This window comes from Arthrobacter melezitosi (assembly GCF_054511055.1).
In genome coordinates, this window is record NZ_JBTNDJ010000011.1 from 1 (window position 1) to 14,577 (window position 14,577).

At 71.5% G+C, this 14,577-nt stretch carries 18 protein-coding genes; 4 read left to right on the forward strand and 14 right to left on the reverse strand.

Annotated features, from left to right (window positions below):
- Positions 1-28: 28 nt before the first annotated feature.
- The 14 genes from ACX80W_RS11885 to ACX80W_RS11950 form a co-directional block, all read right to left on the reverse strand.
- Entirely contained in the window at positions 29-982 is a 954-nt protein-coding gene (locus ACX80W_RS11885; protein WP_459283514.1) for a hypothetical protein, read from the reverse strand.
- Positions 979-1,668: a C40 family peptidase gene (locus ACX80W_RS11890; RefSeq protein WP_459283516.1), complete on the reverse strand. Its 690-nt coding sequence runs from the start codon at positions 1,666-1,668 to the stop codon at positions 979-981. The genes ACX80W_RS11885 and ACX80W_RS11890 overlap by 4 nt, the downstream gene beginning before the upstream one ends.
- Positions 1,665-2,096, reverse strand: coding sequence for a flagellar export protein FliJ (locus ACX80W_RS11895; protein WP_459283518.1), 432 nt, complete (start codon positions 2,094-2,096; stop codon positions 1,665-1,667). Before ACX80W_RS11895 ends, ACX80W_RS11890 begins: the two co-directional genes overlap by 4 nt.
- Positions 2,093-3,427 (reverse strand): FliI/YscN family ATPase, encoded by a 1,335-nt coding sequence (locus ACX80W_RS11900; protein WP_459283520.1) that lies wholly within the window; start codon positions 3,425-3,427, stop codon positions 2,093-2,095. The genes ACX80W_RS11895 and ACX80W_RS11900 overlap by 4 nt, the downstream gene beginning before the upstream one ends.
- Positions 3,424-4,032 carry a FliH/SctL family protein gene (locus ACX80W_RS11905; RefSeq protein ID WP_459283522.1) on the reverse strand — a complete coding sequence of 203 codons (609 nt, stop codon included), beginning with the start codon at positions 4,030-4,032 and terminating at the stop codon, positions 3,424-3,426. Before ACX80W_RS11905 ends, ACX80W_RS11900 begins: the two co-directional genes overlap by 4 nt.
- Entirely contained in the window at positions 4,022-5,041 is a 1,020-nt protein-coding gene (fliG, locus tag ACX80W_RS11910; RefSeq protein WP_459283524.1) for a flagellar motor switch protein FliG, read from the reverse strand. The genes ACX80W_RS11905 and fliG overlap by 11 nt, the downstream gene beginning before the upstream one ends.
- Positions 5,038-6,645, reverse strand: a complete 1,608-nt coding sequence (gene fliF, locus ACX80W_RS11915) for a flagellar basal-body MS-ring/collar protein FliF (protein WP_459283526.1) — start codon at positions 6,643-6,645, stop codon at positions 5,038-5,040. The genes fliG and fliF overlap by 4 nt, the downstream gene beginning before the upstream one ends.
- The gene (gene fliE, locus ACX80W_RS11920; protein WP_459283528.1) at positions 6,645-6,950 is read right to left on the reverse strand and encodes a flagellar hook-basal body complex protein FliE; all 306 of its coding nucleotides are present in this window, start codon (positions 6,948-6,950) and stop codon (positions 6,645-6,647) included. Before fliE ends, fliF begins: the two co-directional genes overlap by 1 nt.
- Positions 6,950-7,342, reverse strand: coding sequence for a flagellar basal body rod protein FlgC (locus tag ACX80W_RS11925; RefSeq protein ID WP_459283530.1), 393 nt, complete (start codon positions 7,340-7,342; stop codon positions 6,950-6,952). The genes fliE and ACX80W_RS11925 overlap by 1 nt, the downstream gene beginning before the upstream one ends.
- Positions 7,342-7,683, reverse strand: coding sequence for a flagellar basal body rod protein FlgB (flgB, locus tag ACX80W_RS11930; protein WP_459283532.1), 342 nt, complete (start codon positions 7,681-7,683; stop codon positions 7,342-7,344). The genes ACX80W_RS11925 and flgB overlap by 1 nt, the downstream gene beginning before the upstream one ends.
- Before the next feature lie 391 nt (positions 7,684-8,074).
- Positions 8,075-8,413, reverse strand: coding sequence for a hypothetical protein (locus tag ACX80W_RS11935; protein WP_459283534.1), 339 nt, complete (start codon positions 8,411-8,413; stop codon positions 8,075-8,077).
- Complete coding sequence (fliS, locus tag ACX80W_RS11940) at positions 8,403-8,831, reverse strand: flagellar export chaperone FliS (protein ID WP_459283536.1); 429 nt, start codon at positions 8,829-8,831, stop codon at positions 8,403-8,405. Before fliS ends, ACX80W_RS11935 begins: the two co-directional genes overlap by 11 nt.
- A gap of 2 nt (positions 8,832-8,833) precedes the next feature.
- Positions 8,834-10,162, reverse strand: a complete 1,329-nt coding sequence (gene fliD, locus ACX80W_RS11945) for a flagellar filament capping protein FliD (protein ID WP_459283538.1) — start codon at positions 10,160-10,162, stop codon at positions 8,834-8,836.
- A gap of 124 nt (positions 10,163-10,286) precedes the next feature.
- Positions 10,287-11,150 carry a flagellin N-terminal helical domain-containing protein gene (locus ACX80W_RS11950; RefSeq protein WP_459283540.1) on the reverse strand — a complete coding sequence of 288 codons (864 nt, stop codon included), beginning with the start codon at positions 11,148-11,150 and terminating at the stop codon, positions 10,287-10,289.
- A 240-nt stretch (positions 11,151-11,390) separates the two neighbouring features.
- Here ACX80W_RS11950 and flgN point away from each other — a divergent pair, with 240 nt between their 5' ends.
- The 4 genes from flgN to fliW are packed head-to-tail and all read left to right on the forward strand — an operon-like array spanning position 11,391 to position 14,570.
- Positions 11,391-11,873, forward strand: coding sequence for a flagellar protein FlgN (gene flgN, locus ACX80W_RS11955; RefSeq protein WP_459283542.1), 483 nt, complete (start codon positions 11,391-11,393; stop codon positions 11,871-11,873).
- A 10-nt stretch (positions 11,874-11,883) separates the two neighbouring features.
- The gene (gene flgK, locus ACX80W_RS11960) at positions 11,884-13,311 is read left to right on the forward strand and encodes a flagellar hook-associated protein FlgK (RefSeq protein WP_459283544.1); all 1,428 of its coding nucleotides are present in this window, start codon (positions 11,884-11,886) and stop codon (positions 13,309-13,311) included.
- Positions 13,312-13,314: 3 nt separating this feature from the next.
- The gene (gene flgL / locus ACX80W_RS11965) at positions 13,315-14,199 is read left to right on the forward strand and encodes a flagellar hook-associated protein FlgL (protein ID WP_459283546.1); all 885 of its coding nucleotides are present in this window, start codon (positions 13,315-13,317) and stop codon (positions 14,197-14,199) included.
- A complete protein-coding gene (gene fliW / locus ACX80W_RS11970; protein WP_459283548.1) occupies positions 14,196-14,570 on the forward strand; it encodes a flagellar assembly protein FliW in 375 nt (124 codons plus the stop codon). Before flgL ends, fliW begins: the two co-directional genes overlap by 4 nt.
- The last annotated feature ends 7 nt before the right edge of the window (positions 14,571-14,577 follow it).

A 14,577-nucleotide genomic window follows, 5' to 3' on the forward strand; every position in this document is an offset into this window, starting at 1 on the left:
AATGTGGGGGCTTGTGGGGTCATACACCCTAGTGGATCTCTTTTCCCCCGGGATCGGTGGGCACGAAAGCGCCGGGCCCGGACACCTGCTGCGGGCCGGCGGCACTTCCGGGACCGGGCGCGTGCGTCGGCAGGCCGGGCGTAACGTCCGTCGCCGTGCCCGCCGGCTGCAGTGCCGCGCCGGGTGCCTGGGCCGGAGACGCGGGCGTCGTTCCTGCCTGCGCCGGGGTTCCGGGTCCAGCGGCCGAGGTGTTCCCGGTGGGAGCACCCTCGGCGGCCGCCTGCCGGGCGGATCCGGGGTCGGCCGGGGATCCCGGGTGGGCCGTGGCCGGTGCGGCGCCGGCTCCCGGGCGCGCCGGTCCGGCAGGAAGGGTTCCGTGCTGATCCGGTCCAGGCCCGTCGGCAGTTCCCTGTCCGGGGACGGCGGTGCCGGGGGCCGCGGTATCAGGGACTGCGGCGTCGGGCGCACCGGGAAGGAGAATAGCCGTTGGCGTGCCGGGCGCGGGGCCGCCGCCTTCGGGTGCGGCGGCGGTGCCACCGGGGACGCCACCGGAGGGTTCGGCGATGAGGGGGTCGGAGCCGGCCATCGCGCCGTCGGAGGGCGCCGGTCGCTCAACGGCGGGGGAGCGGCCGTCGGAGGGGCCTTCGGGGCTCCGCCCCTCGACGCCGGGAGCAGGAGCTCCACCGGCTGCGGCGCCACGGGGAGGCGGCCCGGGGCGGGAACCCGGCAGCGTGAACTCCGCGGGGCGGCGCGCCTCGGCGCGGTCCAGGCGGCCGGCGTGTGCTGCGCCCTGTGCTCCCGCGTCCCCGGCGCGCAGGGCGGCCGGGGAGCCGGTGCGGGCACCCGTCCGGGGGGACAGCGCCTCGCCGAGGGCGGAGGCGAAGGCGCCGGCCTCCGCCGCGCCGGACCCGGCGCGCCGTGCCGCCTGGGACGGGGGTGCAGGGGTGGTTCCGCGCGCGCCGCCCACCGCCGTGCCGGTCATCGTCCCGCTCCCGCGGAGGCAAGGGCCGGTCCCGCCGCGGCCGCCCCGAAGGAGGAGCCGGCAGGCAGGATGCGCCGAATGGCGGTGACGTTCGAATCGTTCTCCCAGGCGTCCCGGATCTGGATCGTCGAGCCGGGCTGGGGTGCGTCCACGGCCTTGCCGTTGCCGAGGTAGATCGACACGTGCCCGGTGTTGAAGGTGAACAGGAGGTCGCCGGGGCGCGCGTCGGCCATCGACGCGACGGGTGTGCCCTGGTTGACCTGGTCCCAGGTGGTGCGGGGCAGTTCGTAGCCGAGGTCGCGGAAGACATGCTGGACGAAGCTTGAGCAGTCAAGCCCGGCGGAGGGGTCGTTGCCGCCCCAGATGTAGGGCAGGCCAAGGTATTTCCGGGCCGCGGCCTCCACGGACGACGCCGATCCGCCGGCCGGGGCGCCGGTGGTGGGGGTGGCCGCCCCGCCGAGGCCGGGTATGCCGGGGATCCCCGGCGCGCCGGCACCTCCGGCGGCGGTGGAGAGGGCTTCGGCGAAGGTCGAGGCATTGGCCGCCGCCTGGGCGGCCGCCGCGGGGGAGGCTTGCGCGGAGCGACCCGGAGCCTCGGCGGACGCCGCGGCCCCCATTGAGGAATTGAGTGTGCCGAGGGTGCCCTGGATCTGCTGGATCCGCTCGAGGGCGGTGGCCATGCTCATCGCCCGACCCCCCGCGCGGCGTGCCGGGCCGAGGAGGTGAGCTCATCGAGGAACAACTGTTCGGCCCGGAGGTCCGCGGCGGCCTCGCGCACCGTGTGCTTCGCCTCGAGCTTCTCCAGCCCGATCGACCGGGCCCGGGCACTCGAAAACGCGGCCTGGGCCTGCTCCGCCGACTCGCGGCGGCTGTGCTCAAGGGCCTCGAGGTCCGCGAGCAGGGTGCGCGCCGCGGCCCGGGACGCGGCGATCGCCGCGAGGGTCTCGGGGCTGGTGGCCTCCGAGACGGTGGCCTCGAGGTCGGTGCGGGCCTTCGCCTGGCGGTCGGTGGCCTCGGCAAGCCTGCTGTTCGCCGCGGCCAGGTCGCCGGCGGCCTCGTCCTGTTCGAGCTGGCGCAGCCGGAGCAGCCCCGCGAGCCGGAAGGTCTGGGTCATTGGATACCTCCGAGGGAGTGGGCGAGGAGGGCAAGCCGGTTCCAGGCATCCGCCGTCGGCGTCTGGTCGTCCATGCCCTGCTGAAGGAAGGCGTTGATCTCGTTCTCGTGGGCCAGCGCCGCATCAACGAGCGGGTTGCTGCCGCTGCGGTAGGCGCCGACGTCGATCAGGTCCTGGGCCTGGCGCCGGGCGGCGAGGACCTTCCGCAGGGTCAGGGCGAGGCCGCTGTACTCCCGGGGATTGACCTTGGAGGCCACCCGGGAGATGGAGCCGAGGACGTCGATCGAGGGAAAGTGCCCGGCGACGGCCAGCCGGCGGTCGAGGACGAGGTGGCCGTCGAGGATGGAGCGGGCGGCGTCGGCGATCGGCTCGTTGTGGTCGTCGCCGTCCACCAACACTGTGTACATCCCGGTGACCGAGCCCGAGGTGTCGGTGCCGGCGCGCTCGAGCAGCCGGGAGAGCACCGAGAAGGTGGAGGGCGGGTAGCCGCGGGTGGCGGGCGGCTCCCCGACGGAGAGGCCGATCTCGCGCTGGGCCATGGCCACCCGGGTGAGGGAATCCATCAGCAGGACGACGTCGGCGCCCCGGTCGCGGAAGGACTCGGCGATGCGGGTGGCGGTGAACGCCGCGCGCAGGCGCATCAGGGCCGGTTCATCGGAGGTCGCGACGACGACGATGGAGCGGGCCAGGCCCTCGGCGCCCAGGTCGTCCTCGAGGAATTCGCGCACCTCGCGGCCGCGCTCGCCGACGAGCGCGATCACCGAGACCTCGGCGTCCGTGCCGCGGGCGATCATCGACAGCAGGGAGGACTTGCCCACGCCGGACCCGGCGAACAGGCCCATCCGCTGGCCCTTGCCGATGGTGGTGAGGGTGTCGACGGCGCGCACCCCCGTGGCGAGCACGTCGGTGATCCGGGCCCGCCCCATGGCGCTGGGGGATTCCTTGTCGAGGGCCACGAAGCCGTCGGCGTCCACCGGGCCCCGGCCGTCGATGGGCCGGCCCAGCCCGTCGAGCACCCGGCCGAAGAGGCCGGTGCCGGTGGGCACGAGGACGGCCGCCGTGGCGGCGCGGACGGGAAGGCCGGTGCCCAGGCCGCTCACCGGGGCGAGCGGCATGCAGCGCAGCCGCAGCCCCTCCGCCGCGACGACCTCGGTGATGACCTCCCGGCCGCCCTCGCCGACGGTCAGCAGGTCGCCCACGGACCCGGCCAGGCCCGACACCTCAAGGCCGAGCCCGACGACGGAGGTCACGGTGCCGACTTGCTCGGGGGCACCCACGCGCAGGGCGGTGGCGAAGCGTCCCGCGTGCGGCCGCCACGCCGTCGTACTCATGCCGCACCGCCGGTGAGGGCGGCGCGGACCCGGGCCACGGCGGCGCTAATGCGCGCGTCGAGGAACCCGTCGGCGTATTCGGCCACCGCGTCCCCGGGGGCCAGGGCCGGCTCGGCGGCCAGCTGCACCTCCGGAGGGCATGCCCCGGCGGCGCGCAGCCGCCCGAGGTCGGCCGGGTGGAGCCGCACGGTGTGCACGGCGAAGGGCAGGGGCGCCTCCAGGGCCCGGGCCACGATGGACCGCGTCGAGTTCTCGCCGTCGGCCAATTCGTAGCCGATCACGGCCTCGGCCAGCTCCAGCGCGGCCGCCAGGAGGGTGTCCTCCACCGAGTCGAGGACCGGCACCGAGGCGCGGGTGAGGGCGGAGGCGGCGGAGCGGAGCACGCCAAGGGCCGCCTCGACGCGGGCGGCCGCATCGCGTGCCGCCGCGAGGTGTTCCTCCTCGGCCTTCTCGGCCGCCACGGCGGCATCGCGGGCGGCCTCGCGGAGGCCCGCCGCATAGCCGGCGGCGTGGCCGCGGACCCGGCTTTCGGCCTCCAGGCGCTCGCGTTCGGGGTCGCGCAGGGACGGGTAGGCCAGGGGGGAGAACGCTTCCTCAGTAGACAAGGTCGTCCTCCTCGCCGCGGCGCACGGTGATCGAGCCCTCTGCCTCGAGGGCGCGGATGGCGCGGACGATGTCGGCGCGGGCCTCCTCGACCTGGGAGGCGCGCACCGGTCCGGTGGCGTTCATCTCGGCCTGGAGCATTTCCTTGTTGCGCTCGGAGACGTTCTTCTGGATGGTGTCGACGACGGCGGCGGGGGCGCCGCGCATCGCCACGGCGAGCAGGGCCGGATCGATGCCGCGCAGGATGGCCTGGATGTCGCGGCGCTCGAGCTTGACGATGTCGGCGAAGGTGAGCATCCGGGAGCGCACCTCCTCGGCCAGTTCCGGATCGCGCTCCTCGAGTTCCTGGAGCAGGGCCTTCTCGATGGCGACGTCGGAGCGGTTGATGATGTCCACGAGGGGCTGGATGCCGCCGACGGCCTCGAAGGTCTTCCGGGGCGCGAGGATGGCGCCGGCGCGGAGCTTGAGGATGTCGGCGACGATCGTGAGCGCCTCGGGCGAGGCCGCGCCCATGGTGGCGAGGCACTGGGCGACGTCGGCGCGCTGGGACTCGCCCAGCCCCGCCAGCACCGCGGAGGCAGTGTCGGGGCGGAGGTGGGCGAGGACCAGGGCGATGGTCTGGGGGAGTTCGCCGTCGAGGATGCCCAGCAGCTGCCCGGGTTCCGCGTTGGCGAGGAACTCGAAGGACTTCCCGGCCATGGTGGAGGCCATCCGGGTCATCAGCCCGGCGGCCTTCTCCTGCCCGAAGGACGCCTGGAGCAGGCCCGCGGCGAAGTCGCGCCCGCCCCGGGCCGGGCGCTTGCCCTGCACGGTCGCCTCGTGGAAGTCGAGGATGACCCGCTCGGCGGTGTCGGGGTTCACCGAACGCAGCTTGACGATCTCCGAGGCGACGTCCTCGGCCTCGGCCTCCGTGAAGTGCTGCATCACCTGCACCGCCCGCTCCTGCGACATCTGCATCAGGATGACGGCGGCCTTCTGGATCCCGGTGAGGTCGATGTCCGTTTCGCTCATACCGGGACCTTTTCGTCCATCAGGTCACGCAGGTAGTCGGCCGTCTTCTTCGGGTCGCGGGCGGCGAGGGACTCGATCTCGTTGCGGGCCAGTTCGGCGGCGGCCGGTTCGGCCGGCGGCAGCGGGGCCGGCGGCAGGACGACGCCGATCGAGGAGGTGGTCGGCGCGGGTTCGATCGGGGTGACGGCGGGCAGGTCCAGCTCGAACGGCGCCGGCAGCGGCCGTTCGCCCAGATCGATCAGCTCACGGCGCTGGCGGCGGTTCCGCACGGCGAAGATGATCGCCACGATGAGCACCAGCAGCACGGCCCCGATGGCGTAGAACCCGGTGCGCAGCAGCTCGGCGTTGCGGGCCTCCTCCTCGGCTTCCTTGGCCTCGGCCAGAGCCGCGGCCGCCTCGTCCGCTCCGGCGGTGTTGAACGGCAGAACCTCGACGGCGACGGCGTCCCCGCGGCCGGCGTCGATGCCTGCGGCGGTGTTCACGATCCCGGTCAGGGCCGCGATGTCGAGGCCGCGGGCGGCGTCGGCGTCAAGGGCCACGGAGACCGTCTGCCGGTTCAGGGAACCGGCGGGGATCGCCGTCGTCTCGGTGGTCTTGTTGAGTGCGTTGTTCCGGGTGCTGGTTTCGGAGTCGAAGGTCCCGTCGCCTCCGCCGGCGCCGTCGGGCACGGCGATGTTGTCCGGGCCCAGCACGCCGGCACTGCCGCCGCCGGTCCCGGTGTAGGTCTCGGTGGTCGTCGATTCGTTGAGCGCAGGAGCGTCCTGGGGGGTGGTGAAGGTTTCCTCTAGCCGTTCCCCGGACTCGTAGTTCATGTCGGCGGCGACGGCGACCGTCGCGTTGCCCGGGCCGACCACCCGGTCGAGCATCGCCTGGACGGCCCCGGAGACGCGCTGCTCGTAGTTGGAGGCCTGCTTGTCAGCGGACCCGGTCGCGCCGACGCCCACCGCGGACAGCACGGTGCCGCGGGAGTCGATGACAGCGACGTTCTTGGCCTGCATCCCCTCGAGGGAGGCCGAGGTCAGGTGCACGATGGCCTGCACCTGGTCGTCGCTGAGCTCGGCGCTGCGGGTTTCGACGAACACGGAGGCCGTCGGGTCGGCCTTTTCCTTGGTGAAGACGGTCGCCTCGGGGATGGCCAGCTGCACGGAGGCGGTCTTGACGCCCTCCATCGTCTCGATGGTGGCGGCGAGCTCCCCTTCGAGGGCCCGCTTGTAGGTGACGGACTGCTGGAACTCCGAGGAGGTCACGCCCATGTCGTCGAGCAGCGAGTAGCCGCCGGTGGACTCGGACGGCAGGCCCGCCGAGGCGGCCTTCAGCCGCTGGTCGTAGACGTTGGCCTCGGGCACGAGGATGGTTGAGCCGCCGCTGGTGATCTCGTAGGGCACGCCGTCGGTGCGCAGCTGCTCGACGATGATGCTGGCATCCTCCGCCTGCAGCCCCGAGAACAGGGGGGTGTAGGCGGGCTTGGTGAGCCAGGAGGTGAGCATCACGGAGCCGAGGACGAGGACGGCCACGCCGAGGACGGCCAGGGTCTTCTGGGCCAGGGAGAACTCCCTGACTGATCCGGCCAGGCGCGACATCGAGGCCGGCAGGAGCGTGGCCATCAGGCCTGCATCCGCATGATCTCGTTGAACGCGTCGACGCCCTTGTTGCGCACGGCGGCGACCAGTTCAAGGGAGACGGCGGCCCGGGTCGAGGCGATGGTGGCGTCGTGGATGTCGTCGAGGTTGCCGCTGGCGGCCTTCAGGGACAGGGTGTCTGAGGCGCCGGAGAGGGCCTGCACGTTGTCGACGGCGGCGGTCAGGACCGAGGCGAAGGCCGTACCGTCGGTGGAGGGGACCGGCGCGGTGGCGGGCACGTAGCCCGTGGCGGTGATCGCCTGGACGGGGGTCAGCGGGGCGGGGGCCATCAGGACCTTCCAATCTGCAGTGCGGCTTCGTAGGTGGTTTTGGCGCGGTCGACGACGGCGGCGTTGGCCTCGTAGCCGCGCTGGGCCATGATCAGCATCGACATCTGTTCGCCCATGTCGATGTCGGGGTACCGGACGTAGCCCTCTTCGTCGGCCAGGGGGTGGTCGGGCTCGTGAACCATCCGCCCCTCGGCGTCGCCGAACTCCGCGCCGCGGACGTACACTCCGCCGACGCCGGCACCCTCCTGCGCCACGATGTAGCGGGCCTGGAAGGCGGCGCCGTCGGTGCTGGTCGCCGTATTGATGTTGGCGAGGTTGTCCGAGACGGCGTCGAGCCACTTGCGGTGCACGGTGAGGGAGGTTCCGGCGATGCCGATCGCGTCGAAGGTCATCAGTTCGTCCTCATCGCGGTGCGGACATTGTTGAAGGTGCCCTCCACGGCGCGGGCCGCGAACTGGTAGCGCAGCACCGTGTCGATGTTCGACAGGGTTTCGGTATCGAGGTTCACGTTGTTCCCGTTCAGCTTCGTCGGCTCCAGCGACCGCTGCTCCTCGCTGCGGGCCGCGCCGCTGCCGGCACGGACGGAGGCCGTCAGGGCCTCTTCGAACTTGACGCGTCGGGCGGTGTAGCCCGGGGTGTTCACGTTCGCGATGTTGCTGGCGATGGCCTTTTGGCGCATTGCCAGCCCGTCGAGCGCACTGTGCAGTCCCAGGGAGGTGATGGATTCAAACACGGCGGCCTGCCTTGAGGTGGAGGTGCAGGCCGGTCGGCGGCCTGGGAGGGTGAGCAACGGCTGCTCACCAATACCTATCGGCCGGGGATCCCGAAGTGTTAGCAGAAATGGGCGCGGGGTTGGGGAATTGTGCCGGGCGATCCGCCCACGGATCCCGCGTCGACTGGCCGGGGGAGCGCAGGTGGTGCCTGACGGCGGCGTCGGCGTCCTCGTCGGCGGCCTCCGCGCCCGAATGCGACAGCCGGACTAGAAAGCGTCACCCGCGCCCGAATGCGACGTCCGAGCCGGGTATTTCCGGCGCGCCCGTCGTTTTGTGGTGCGCTGGTCGCTTTCGGCCGCGCTGGACGCGGAGAGGTACCGCCCAGGCGCCGCCCGCGCAGCAGCCCGCGGCTCAGCCCGTGACGTCGAGGCTGCCCGGCCGGGCCAGGTCGGCGGAGGCCGACTCCACGGCCCCGAGGTGGCGGGCCACGGTGCTGCGCGCCTGGCTCAGGGCGGCCAGGGCTGCGACCTGTGCCTCATTCACCAGGGTGGCATGTCCGCGGAGGTCCGCCGGGATCGGGCCGAGGTCCTGCGGAGGTTCCCAGGGGGCGATCAAGGGTGCGGAAAGCTGCGGATCGGCGGCGGCGCGCTGGGCTTCGAAGACAACGTCCTCGAGCGCGGCGAGGGCCGCGGTCCAGCCGGCCCGCCCGAGGGGGCCGGCACCCTCGGCGCCTCCGGCGTCAGGCCACACCGAGGCTCCCCGCGGCGCGGGCGGAATCCCAGGAACCCTGGGCCGGGAGGGACGCCGACGCCTCGTGCCAGGCCTGGCGCAGGGGCTCGAGCAGGGTGATGCATTCGCGGGTGGCCCTGATGTCGCGGTGCATATTGGCCGCCATCAGCGCGTTCGACACGTAGGTGTAGAGCCCGAACAGGTTCTCCGCACCGTCCCAGGCGTCCCTGCGCAGGGATGAGGACAGTTCGGTGATGATCTCCTGCGCGTGGATGAGCTGCACCGAGGCGCCCTGCCAGTCCTCGGCCGCCTGGGCCTGTTCGGCGCGGGCCAGGTCCAGCAGGAGCCGGTCGTAGAGCATGGTGAGCAGCCGTGCCGGGGTTGCGGAGAGGACCGATTCCCGCAGGTACTTCCGGCGCTGGTCGGTGGAGGTGTTCATCATCATTTCTTCCCGTCACTTCCCGAGGTCGGCAGCGTGGCAAGCTGGGCCGAAAGCCAGCTGGACTGCGCGTTCATTGCCTGCATTGCCACTTCGAGCGCCGCGTAGGTGCTCTTCAGGCGGGCCTCGCGCGAGGCGAGCCGGATGTCCCAGTTGGCGACCTGGTCGTTGAGTTCACGGACCTGGCCCTCGCCGCTGCTGATCTTCGAGGCGATCACCCCGCCGTACTTGTCCGACGCCGTCTTTCCCGCCGCCTCCAGGCGCGCACCGATGGTCTTCACGGCGGCGTCCACGGCCGCCGGGTCCTTCGCCAGGGCCGCCTTGAACTTGGCCGGGTCGAACTCCATGGTGCCGTTCTTGGTGATGCTGATCCCGTACTCGGACGGGGAGACGCCGCCGATGGGGGCCGATGCCGCCGTGAGCAGGCTCTGCCCGATGGTCCGGACGGCGCTGTCGGTGGTGAACACGCCGAGGTTGGTCACCGGCTTGCCGCTCGCGTCGGGCGTGGTCGAGGTCTTCTGCTTGCTGGCGATGTAGGCGAGCACATCGTTGAGCCCCTTGACCAAGGCCTCGGCCTTGGCTGCGATGCCGTCGGCGTCCTGGGCCACGCTGATCGTGACCGGGGCGGCCGAGACCGCCGCGACGGTGACGGAGAGCCCGGTCTGCAGGTTCGCGAAGGTGTTGGTGCCGGAGGTGACCGGCTGCTCGGCGGCTGTTCCCTTCCACAGGGTGATCTGCGCGTCCTGGGCGGACTGGATCTGGGTGAAGGTCCCGGCGGTGCCGGAGAGGGTGAAGGCCCCCGCGGCGCCGGTGGTCTTGGAGGTGAGCTGGAGCCGGTAGTTGCCGTCCCCGGTGGAGACCTTGACGGCGCTGACGTTGGCGGAGGAGGCGTTCACGGCCTTGACCACGTCGTCGAGGCTCGTCGACGCGGCGGTGACGGTGACGGCGGTGCCGTTGGCGCCGGTGATTGTCAGGGAGGTGTCGGGCCACTGGGTGAGCGGTGCCGAGACCGAGCTCTGCTTGGTGGCGAGCCGGTCGATGGTGAAGTCAACCGAGCCTGCGGCGGCGCCGGTGCCGGCGGTGGCCGTCGCCGCGGTCGAGGACGACGTCGCGCTGAAGAGGGCAAGGGCGCCCGGTTTGGCCGCGGCGGCCGAGAGGGCGGCGAGGTCCGCGACCCGAGTGTTCAGCGCCTTGAGGGCGTCGACGGTGGCCTGGGTGCGCACTGATTTGTTGTAGAGGATGTTCTGCGGGATGCGGTCGATGTCCATCATGGCCTTGATGAGCGCCGTCGTATCCAGCCCGCTGGCCAGCCCGTCCAGTGAAAGTCCCACGAGTGTTCTCCTCCGAAGCGTCGATCTTGGGAAAGGGGTAAACGGGAACCGCCGGCGGCGGCACAGGCGGGCTGGGATGCCCCGCCCGGCTGCCACCGGCGGCTCCGTCAAGATGCCAGTCGGTTTAGCCGAGCAGCTTCAGGACGCTCTGGGTGGACTGGTTCGCCTGGGCGAGCATCGAAACGCCGGCCTGGGAGAGGATGTTGGCCTTGGTGAACTTGACCATCTCCTCCGCCATGTCGGTGTCGCGGATGCGCGACTCGGCAGCGGCCAGGTTCTCCTTGGAGACCGCGAGGGACTTGCCCGCGGACTCAAGGCGGTTCTGGGAAGCACCCAGCTCCGAGCGCTGTGCCGAAACGGCGGCGATAGCCACGTCCAGTGCGGCAACCGTGGTCGTCGCGCCGGCCGAGGTGGCGACGACGAATCCGGTTGCTCCGGTGACGCTGGAGAAGACCGGGCCGCCGCCGTTGATGCTGGCGTTCGCGTCACCGAGGTTCACCGAGATGGTGTTGTCGGCGGCGCCGTCGGCGCCAACCTGCAGGCTGATGACACCGGCGGTGCCGGCGGTGCCGTCGAGGAGCTTGATGCCGTTGAAGTTGGTGGACGACGTGATGCGGGCAAGTTCCTCACCGAGGGCGTCGGCTTCGGTCTTGATCGCGGTGCGTGACTGTGCGTTGTTCGAGTCGTTGCCGCCCTGGACAGCCAGGTCGCGCATACGGTGCAGGATCGAGTGGACCTCGGTCAGTGCGCCTTCAGCGGTCTGGATGACGGAGATGCCGTCCTGGGCGTTGCGCTGGGCAACCCCGAGGCCCGAGACCTGCGAGCGCAGGCCTTCGGAGATGGACAGGCCGGCAGCGTCGTCGGCAGCACGGTTGATGCGCAGGCCGCTGGAGAGCTTCTCCAGGGACTTGCTCAGGTCGTTCTGCGTGTTGGACAGGGCGCGGAAAGCGTTGTTCGCCGCGGTGTTGGTATTGATCTGCATACCCATGATCTATTCCTCCATGAATTGTTGTGTAGCGTCGGGCCCATCCTTGGGCCTTACGCAAAGGACAATCGGCGGCTCCGTCGGCGGCGTTAGCAAAACGGGAAAAGTTTTTTCCGAAGGCTCAGGGAACGGGCCCGACGGCGGCGTCCGCCTTACATCGGCTCCGGTCCCGCCGATGGTTCCTATGTAAGGTGCGGCAGCAGGAAGCGACCGCTGAGCCAATCTAGGAGAGTCTTAGGCACTATGGGAATCCAGGAGCTTTCAGCCCAGCTCTGGCACGAACGTGAACTTCTTGAACTTCTGATGTTCAAGCTCGAAGAGGAGCAGCTCCTGCTCACGGCCGGGAAGACGCGCTGGCTGCAGCATGCCACCCGCGAGGTCGAGGGCGCCGTTGCCCTGCTGCGGGCGAGCGGCCTGGCCCGCGACGTCGAAGTTCTCACGGTCGCGGCCGAGTGGGGCGCCGGCGAGAACGCCACGCTGCGCGAGCTGGTGCAGCACGCACCGGACGGGCCCTGGGCGGACATCCTCTCACGGCATCTGCAGGTGATGACGGAGCAGACCGAACGCATCAAGGAGCTCCGGGACGCCAACGCCCAGTTCCTCCGCGCGGCGGCGCGCTCCACCCAGGAGGCCCTGGCCGGCCACCGGGCGGAGGCGGGAACCTACGACGCCCGCGGCATGACCGCCGGCGTGGACACGTCACGCTTGATCGACACGAGGGTATGAGGGGCGCATTGTGGGCAGCACATTCGGATCACTGAACACCGCCCTGAGCGGGCTGAACGCCGCGCGGCTGGGCTCCTCCGTCACGGGCCAGAACATCGCCAACGCCGCCACCGAGGGCTACACCCGCCAGCGGGTCTCCACCTCGGCGCTGGGCCCGGTGGCGCGGGTCGGGCTTTTCGCCTCGGGCGTCACGCCCGGCCAGGGTGTTGAGGTCAACGGCATCCGGCGCCTCGGGGACATCTTCCTGGATGCCCGCGTCCGGGCGACGTCGGCCGACGCCGGTTTCGCCGGCGCGCGGGTCAAGGCCCTCGACGGGCTCGAGGGGATCCTGCAGGAGCCCGGCAAGAACGGCACCTCGGCGGCGCTGCAGAAGTTCTGGACGTCCTGGCAGGATGTGGCCAACAACGCCGGGGCGCCCGCGCCGTCCGGGGTGCTGCTCGAGGAGGCGGGCGCCCTGGCGGCAAAGCTCGCCCACGGGTACACCCAGATCGAGTCGCAGTTCTCCGCGGACCGTCGCCAGCTGGACCTGCTCACCTCGGAGGTCAACGCCGCCGCCGGCCAGGTGGCCGAACTCAACGCCGGCATCCGCTCCGCCCTGAACGCCGGCGCCTCGGCCAACGAGCTGATCGACAAGCGCAACCAGCTGACGGCGGACATCGCCTCCCTCGTCGGCGGCACCGTCCGTCCCCTCGGTGACGGCACCGTCGAGGTGCTCGTGGGCGGGAACGTGCTCGTCTCCGGGGACTCCGCCAACGCGCTGCAGGTCAGCGGGGGCTACCGGCTCGAGGACGCCACGGCCTCCCCGGTCCGCCTCGAATGGGCGCAGCGGCCCGGCTCCGCGGTCCCGCTGGACGGCGGCAGGATCGCCGGGATGGTCTCGGTGCTTGCCCCCGCCAACGGGAAGGCGGCCGGGGGCGACATCGCCGAGGCCGCCGCAGCGTACAACGCCTTCGCGGTGCGCCTTGCGGAATCGGTCAACGCCGTCCACCGCGGCGGGGAGACGGCCGACGGCCGCACCGGCCTCGACTTCTTCCGGCTCGACCCGGCACTGCCGGCGGCCAAGGGACTGCGCGTCGCGGCGGCCTCCGCTGCCGACCTCGCCACCGGCCGGCCCGGGGCCGGCGGGAAGGACGGCTCCAACGCCGACGCGATCTCGCAGATCCGCCACGCCGTGGACTCCCCGGACAAGCTCTGGAGCGGGTTCGTCACGGCGCTGGCCGTCACCGGGCGCGCCGACAACCAGCGGGAGGACCTCGCCGCGGTGGCGGCCGCGTCGGCCCTCAGCCAGCAGCTGTCCCAGTCCTCGGTCGACATCGACGAGGAGAGCGTCAGCCTGCTCACGTACCAGCACGCCTACCAGGCGTCGTCCCGGATGATCACGGCCATCGACGAGATGCTCGATGTCCTCATCAACCGCACCGGATTAGTAGGAAGGTAACCAATGCTCAGCCGCGTCACCAACTCCACCATGACGAACACCGCCCAGCGCAACCTGCAGACCAGCATGATGCGCCGGGCCGAGGCCCAGGAACACGCAATGACCCTCAAGCGGATCAGCAGGCCCTCCCAGGACCCCATGGCCGCGGCGGATTCGCTGCGGGTCAAGGCGGACCAGCAGTCGGCCGCCCAGTACACCCGCAACATCGACAACGGCAAGGGCTGGCTCACGGCCCTGGATTCGGCCCTGTCCAACACCAGCAAGCTGATGACGCGGGTACGCGAGCTCACCATCCAGGGCGGCAACGAAACCCTGTCCCCGGCGGCGCGCAATGCGATCGCCGTCGAGGTCGAGGGGCTGAAGCGGGACCTGCTCGGCCAGGCCAACACCCGGTTCCTCGGGCGCAGCGTGTTCGCGGGCAACTCCGACGCCGACGCGGCCTTCACGGGGAACCCGCCGGTGTTCACCGGCGCCCCCGGCAGCACCGTGGAGCGCCGGGTGGGGGAGGGGCAGACCATCCGCGTGGACGCCGACGGCGCCGCCGTGTTCGGCAACGGGCCGGGCTCGGTCTTCGACCTGCTCGACGGGATCGCCGCGGACCTCCGGGCCGGCATCAGCACCTCCGCCCGCCTGGGCGCCGTCGACGCCCAGTTCAATCGGGTGTCGGCCGGCCAAGCCGAGATCGGGGCGCGCCACTCGCGGCTGCTGAACGCCGAGGACACCAACAAGACGCAGGTGTCCGCCCTCGAGGAGCAGCGTGCGGGCATCGAGGACCTCGACCTCGCCGAGATGCTCACCAACCTCAAGATCCAGGACCTGAGCTATCAGGGCGCGCTGAGCGTCACCTCGAAGGTGCTCTCGCCGACCCTCCTGGATTTCCTCCGATGAGCGCCGCAGTGAGCTTCACCTCCCCGCCGCCGGGGTTCGAGCCGCACGTCGAGTTCACCCTCGCCGCCATCGACGGCGCCGACGGGCTGTTCTCCCTGACGGCGGCCTCGGACCGCGGGCTGCGGGTCTTCGTCGTCGACCCGGCGATCTACCTGCCTGAGTACCTTCCCCGGTTCTCGGCCGAACTCCTCGAGGCGATCGGCGTGGGATCCGTGCAGGAATCTCAGGTGCTCGTGGTGGCCCGGCCGGCAGGGGAGGCGACAACGGTGAACCTGATGGCGCCGGTGCTGCTGAACCCGGAGACCGGGCAGTGCTCCCAGGTGATCCTCAGCGACCAGCACTGGCCGGTCCAGGCGGAACTGCGCGCCTGAGCCAGGC

Coding starts and splice junctions, on each gene's coding strand:
- ACX80W_RS11885 (WP_459283514.1), bottom strand. CDS start 982: ATGACCGGCACGGCGGTGGGCGGCGCGCGCGGAACCACCCCTGCACCC.
- ACX80W_RS11890 (WP_459283516.1), bottom strand. CDS start 1,668: ATGAGCATGGCCACCGCCCTCGAGCGGATCCAGCAGATCCAGGGCACC.
- ACX80W_RS11895 (WP_459283518.1), bottom strand. CDS start 2,096: ATGACCCAGACCTTCCGGCTCGCGGGGCTGCTCCGGCTGCGCCAGCTC.
- ACX80W_RS11900 (WP_459283520.1), bottom strand. CDS start 3,427: ATGAGTACGACGGCGTGGCGGCCGCACGCGGGACGCTTCGCCACCGCC.
- fliG (WP_459283524.1), bottom strand. CDS start 5,041: ATGAGCGAAACGGACATCGACCTCACCGGGATCCAGAAGGCCGCCGTC.
- fliF (WP_459283526.1), bottom strand. CDS start 6,645: ATGGCCACGCTCCTGCCGGCCTCGATGTCGCGCCTGGCCGGATCAGTC.
- fliE (WP_459283528.1), bottom strand. CDS start 6,950: ATGGCCCCCGCCCCGCTGACCCCCGTCCAGGCGATCACCGCCACGGGC.
- ACX80W_RS11925 (WP_459283530.1), bottom strand. CDS start 7,342: ATGACCTTCGACGCGATCGGCATCGCCGGAACCTCCCTCACCGTGCAC.
- fliS (WP_459283536.1), bottom strand. CDS start 8,831: ATGAACACCTCCACCGACCAGCGCCGGAAGTACCTGCGGGAATCGGTC.
- ACX80W_RS11950 (WP_459283540.1), bottom strand. CDS start 11,150: ATGGGTATGCAGATCAATACCAACACCGCGGCGAACAACGCTTTCCGC.
- flgN (WP_459283542.1), top strand. CDS start 11,391: ATGGGAATCCAGGAGCTTTCAGCCCAGCTCTGGCACGAACGTGAACTT.
- flgL (WP_459283546.1), top strand. CDS start 13,315: ATGCTCAGCCGCGTCACCAACTCCACCATGACGAACACCGCCCAGCGC.
- fliW (WP_459283548.1), top strand. CDS start 14,196: ATGAGCGCCGCAGTGAGCTTCACCTCCCCGCCGCCGGGGTTCGAGCCG.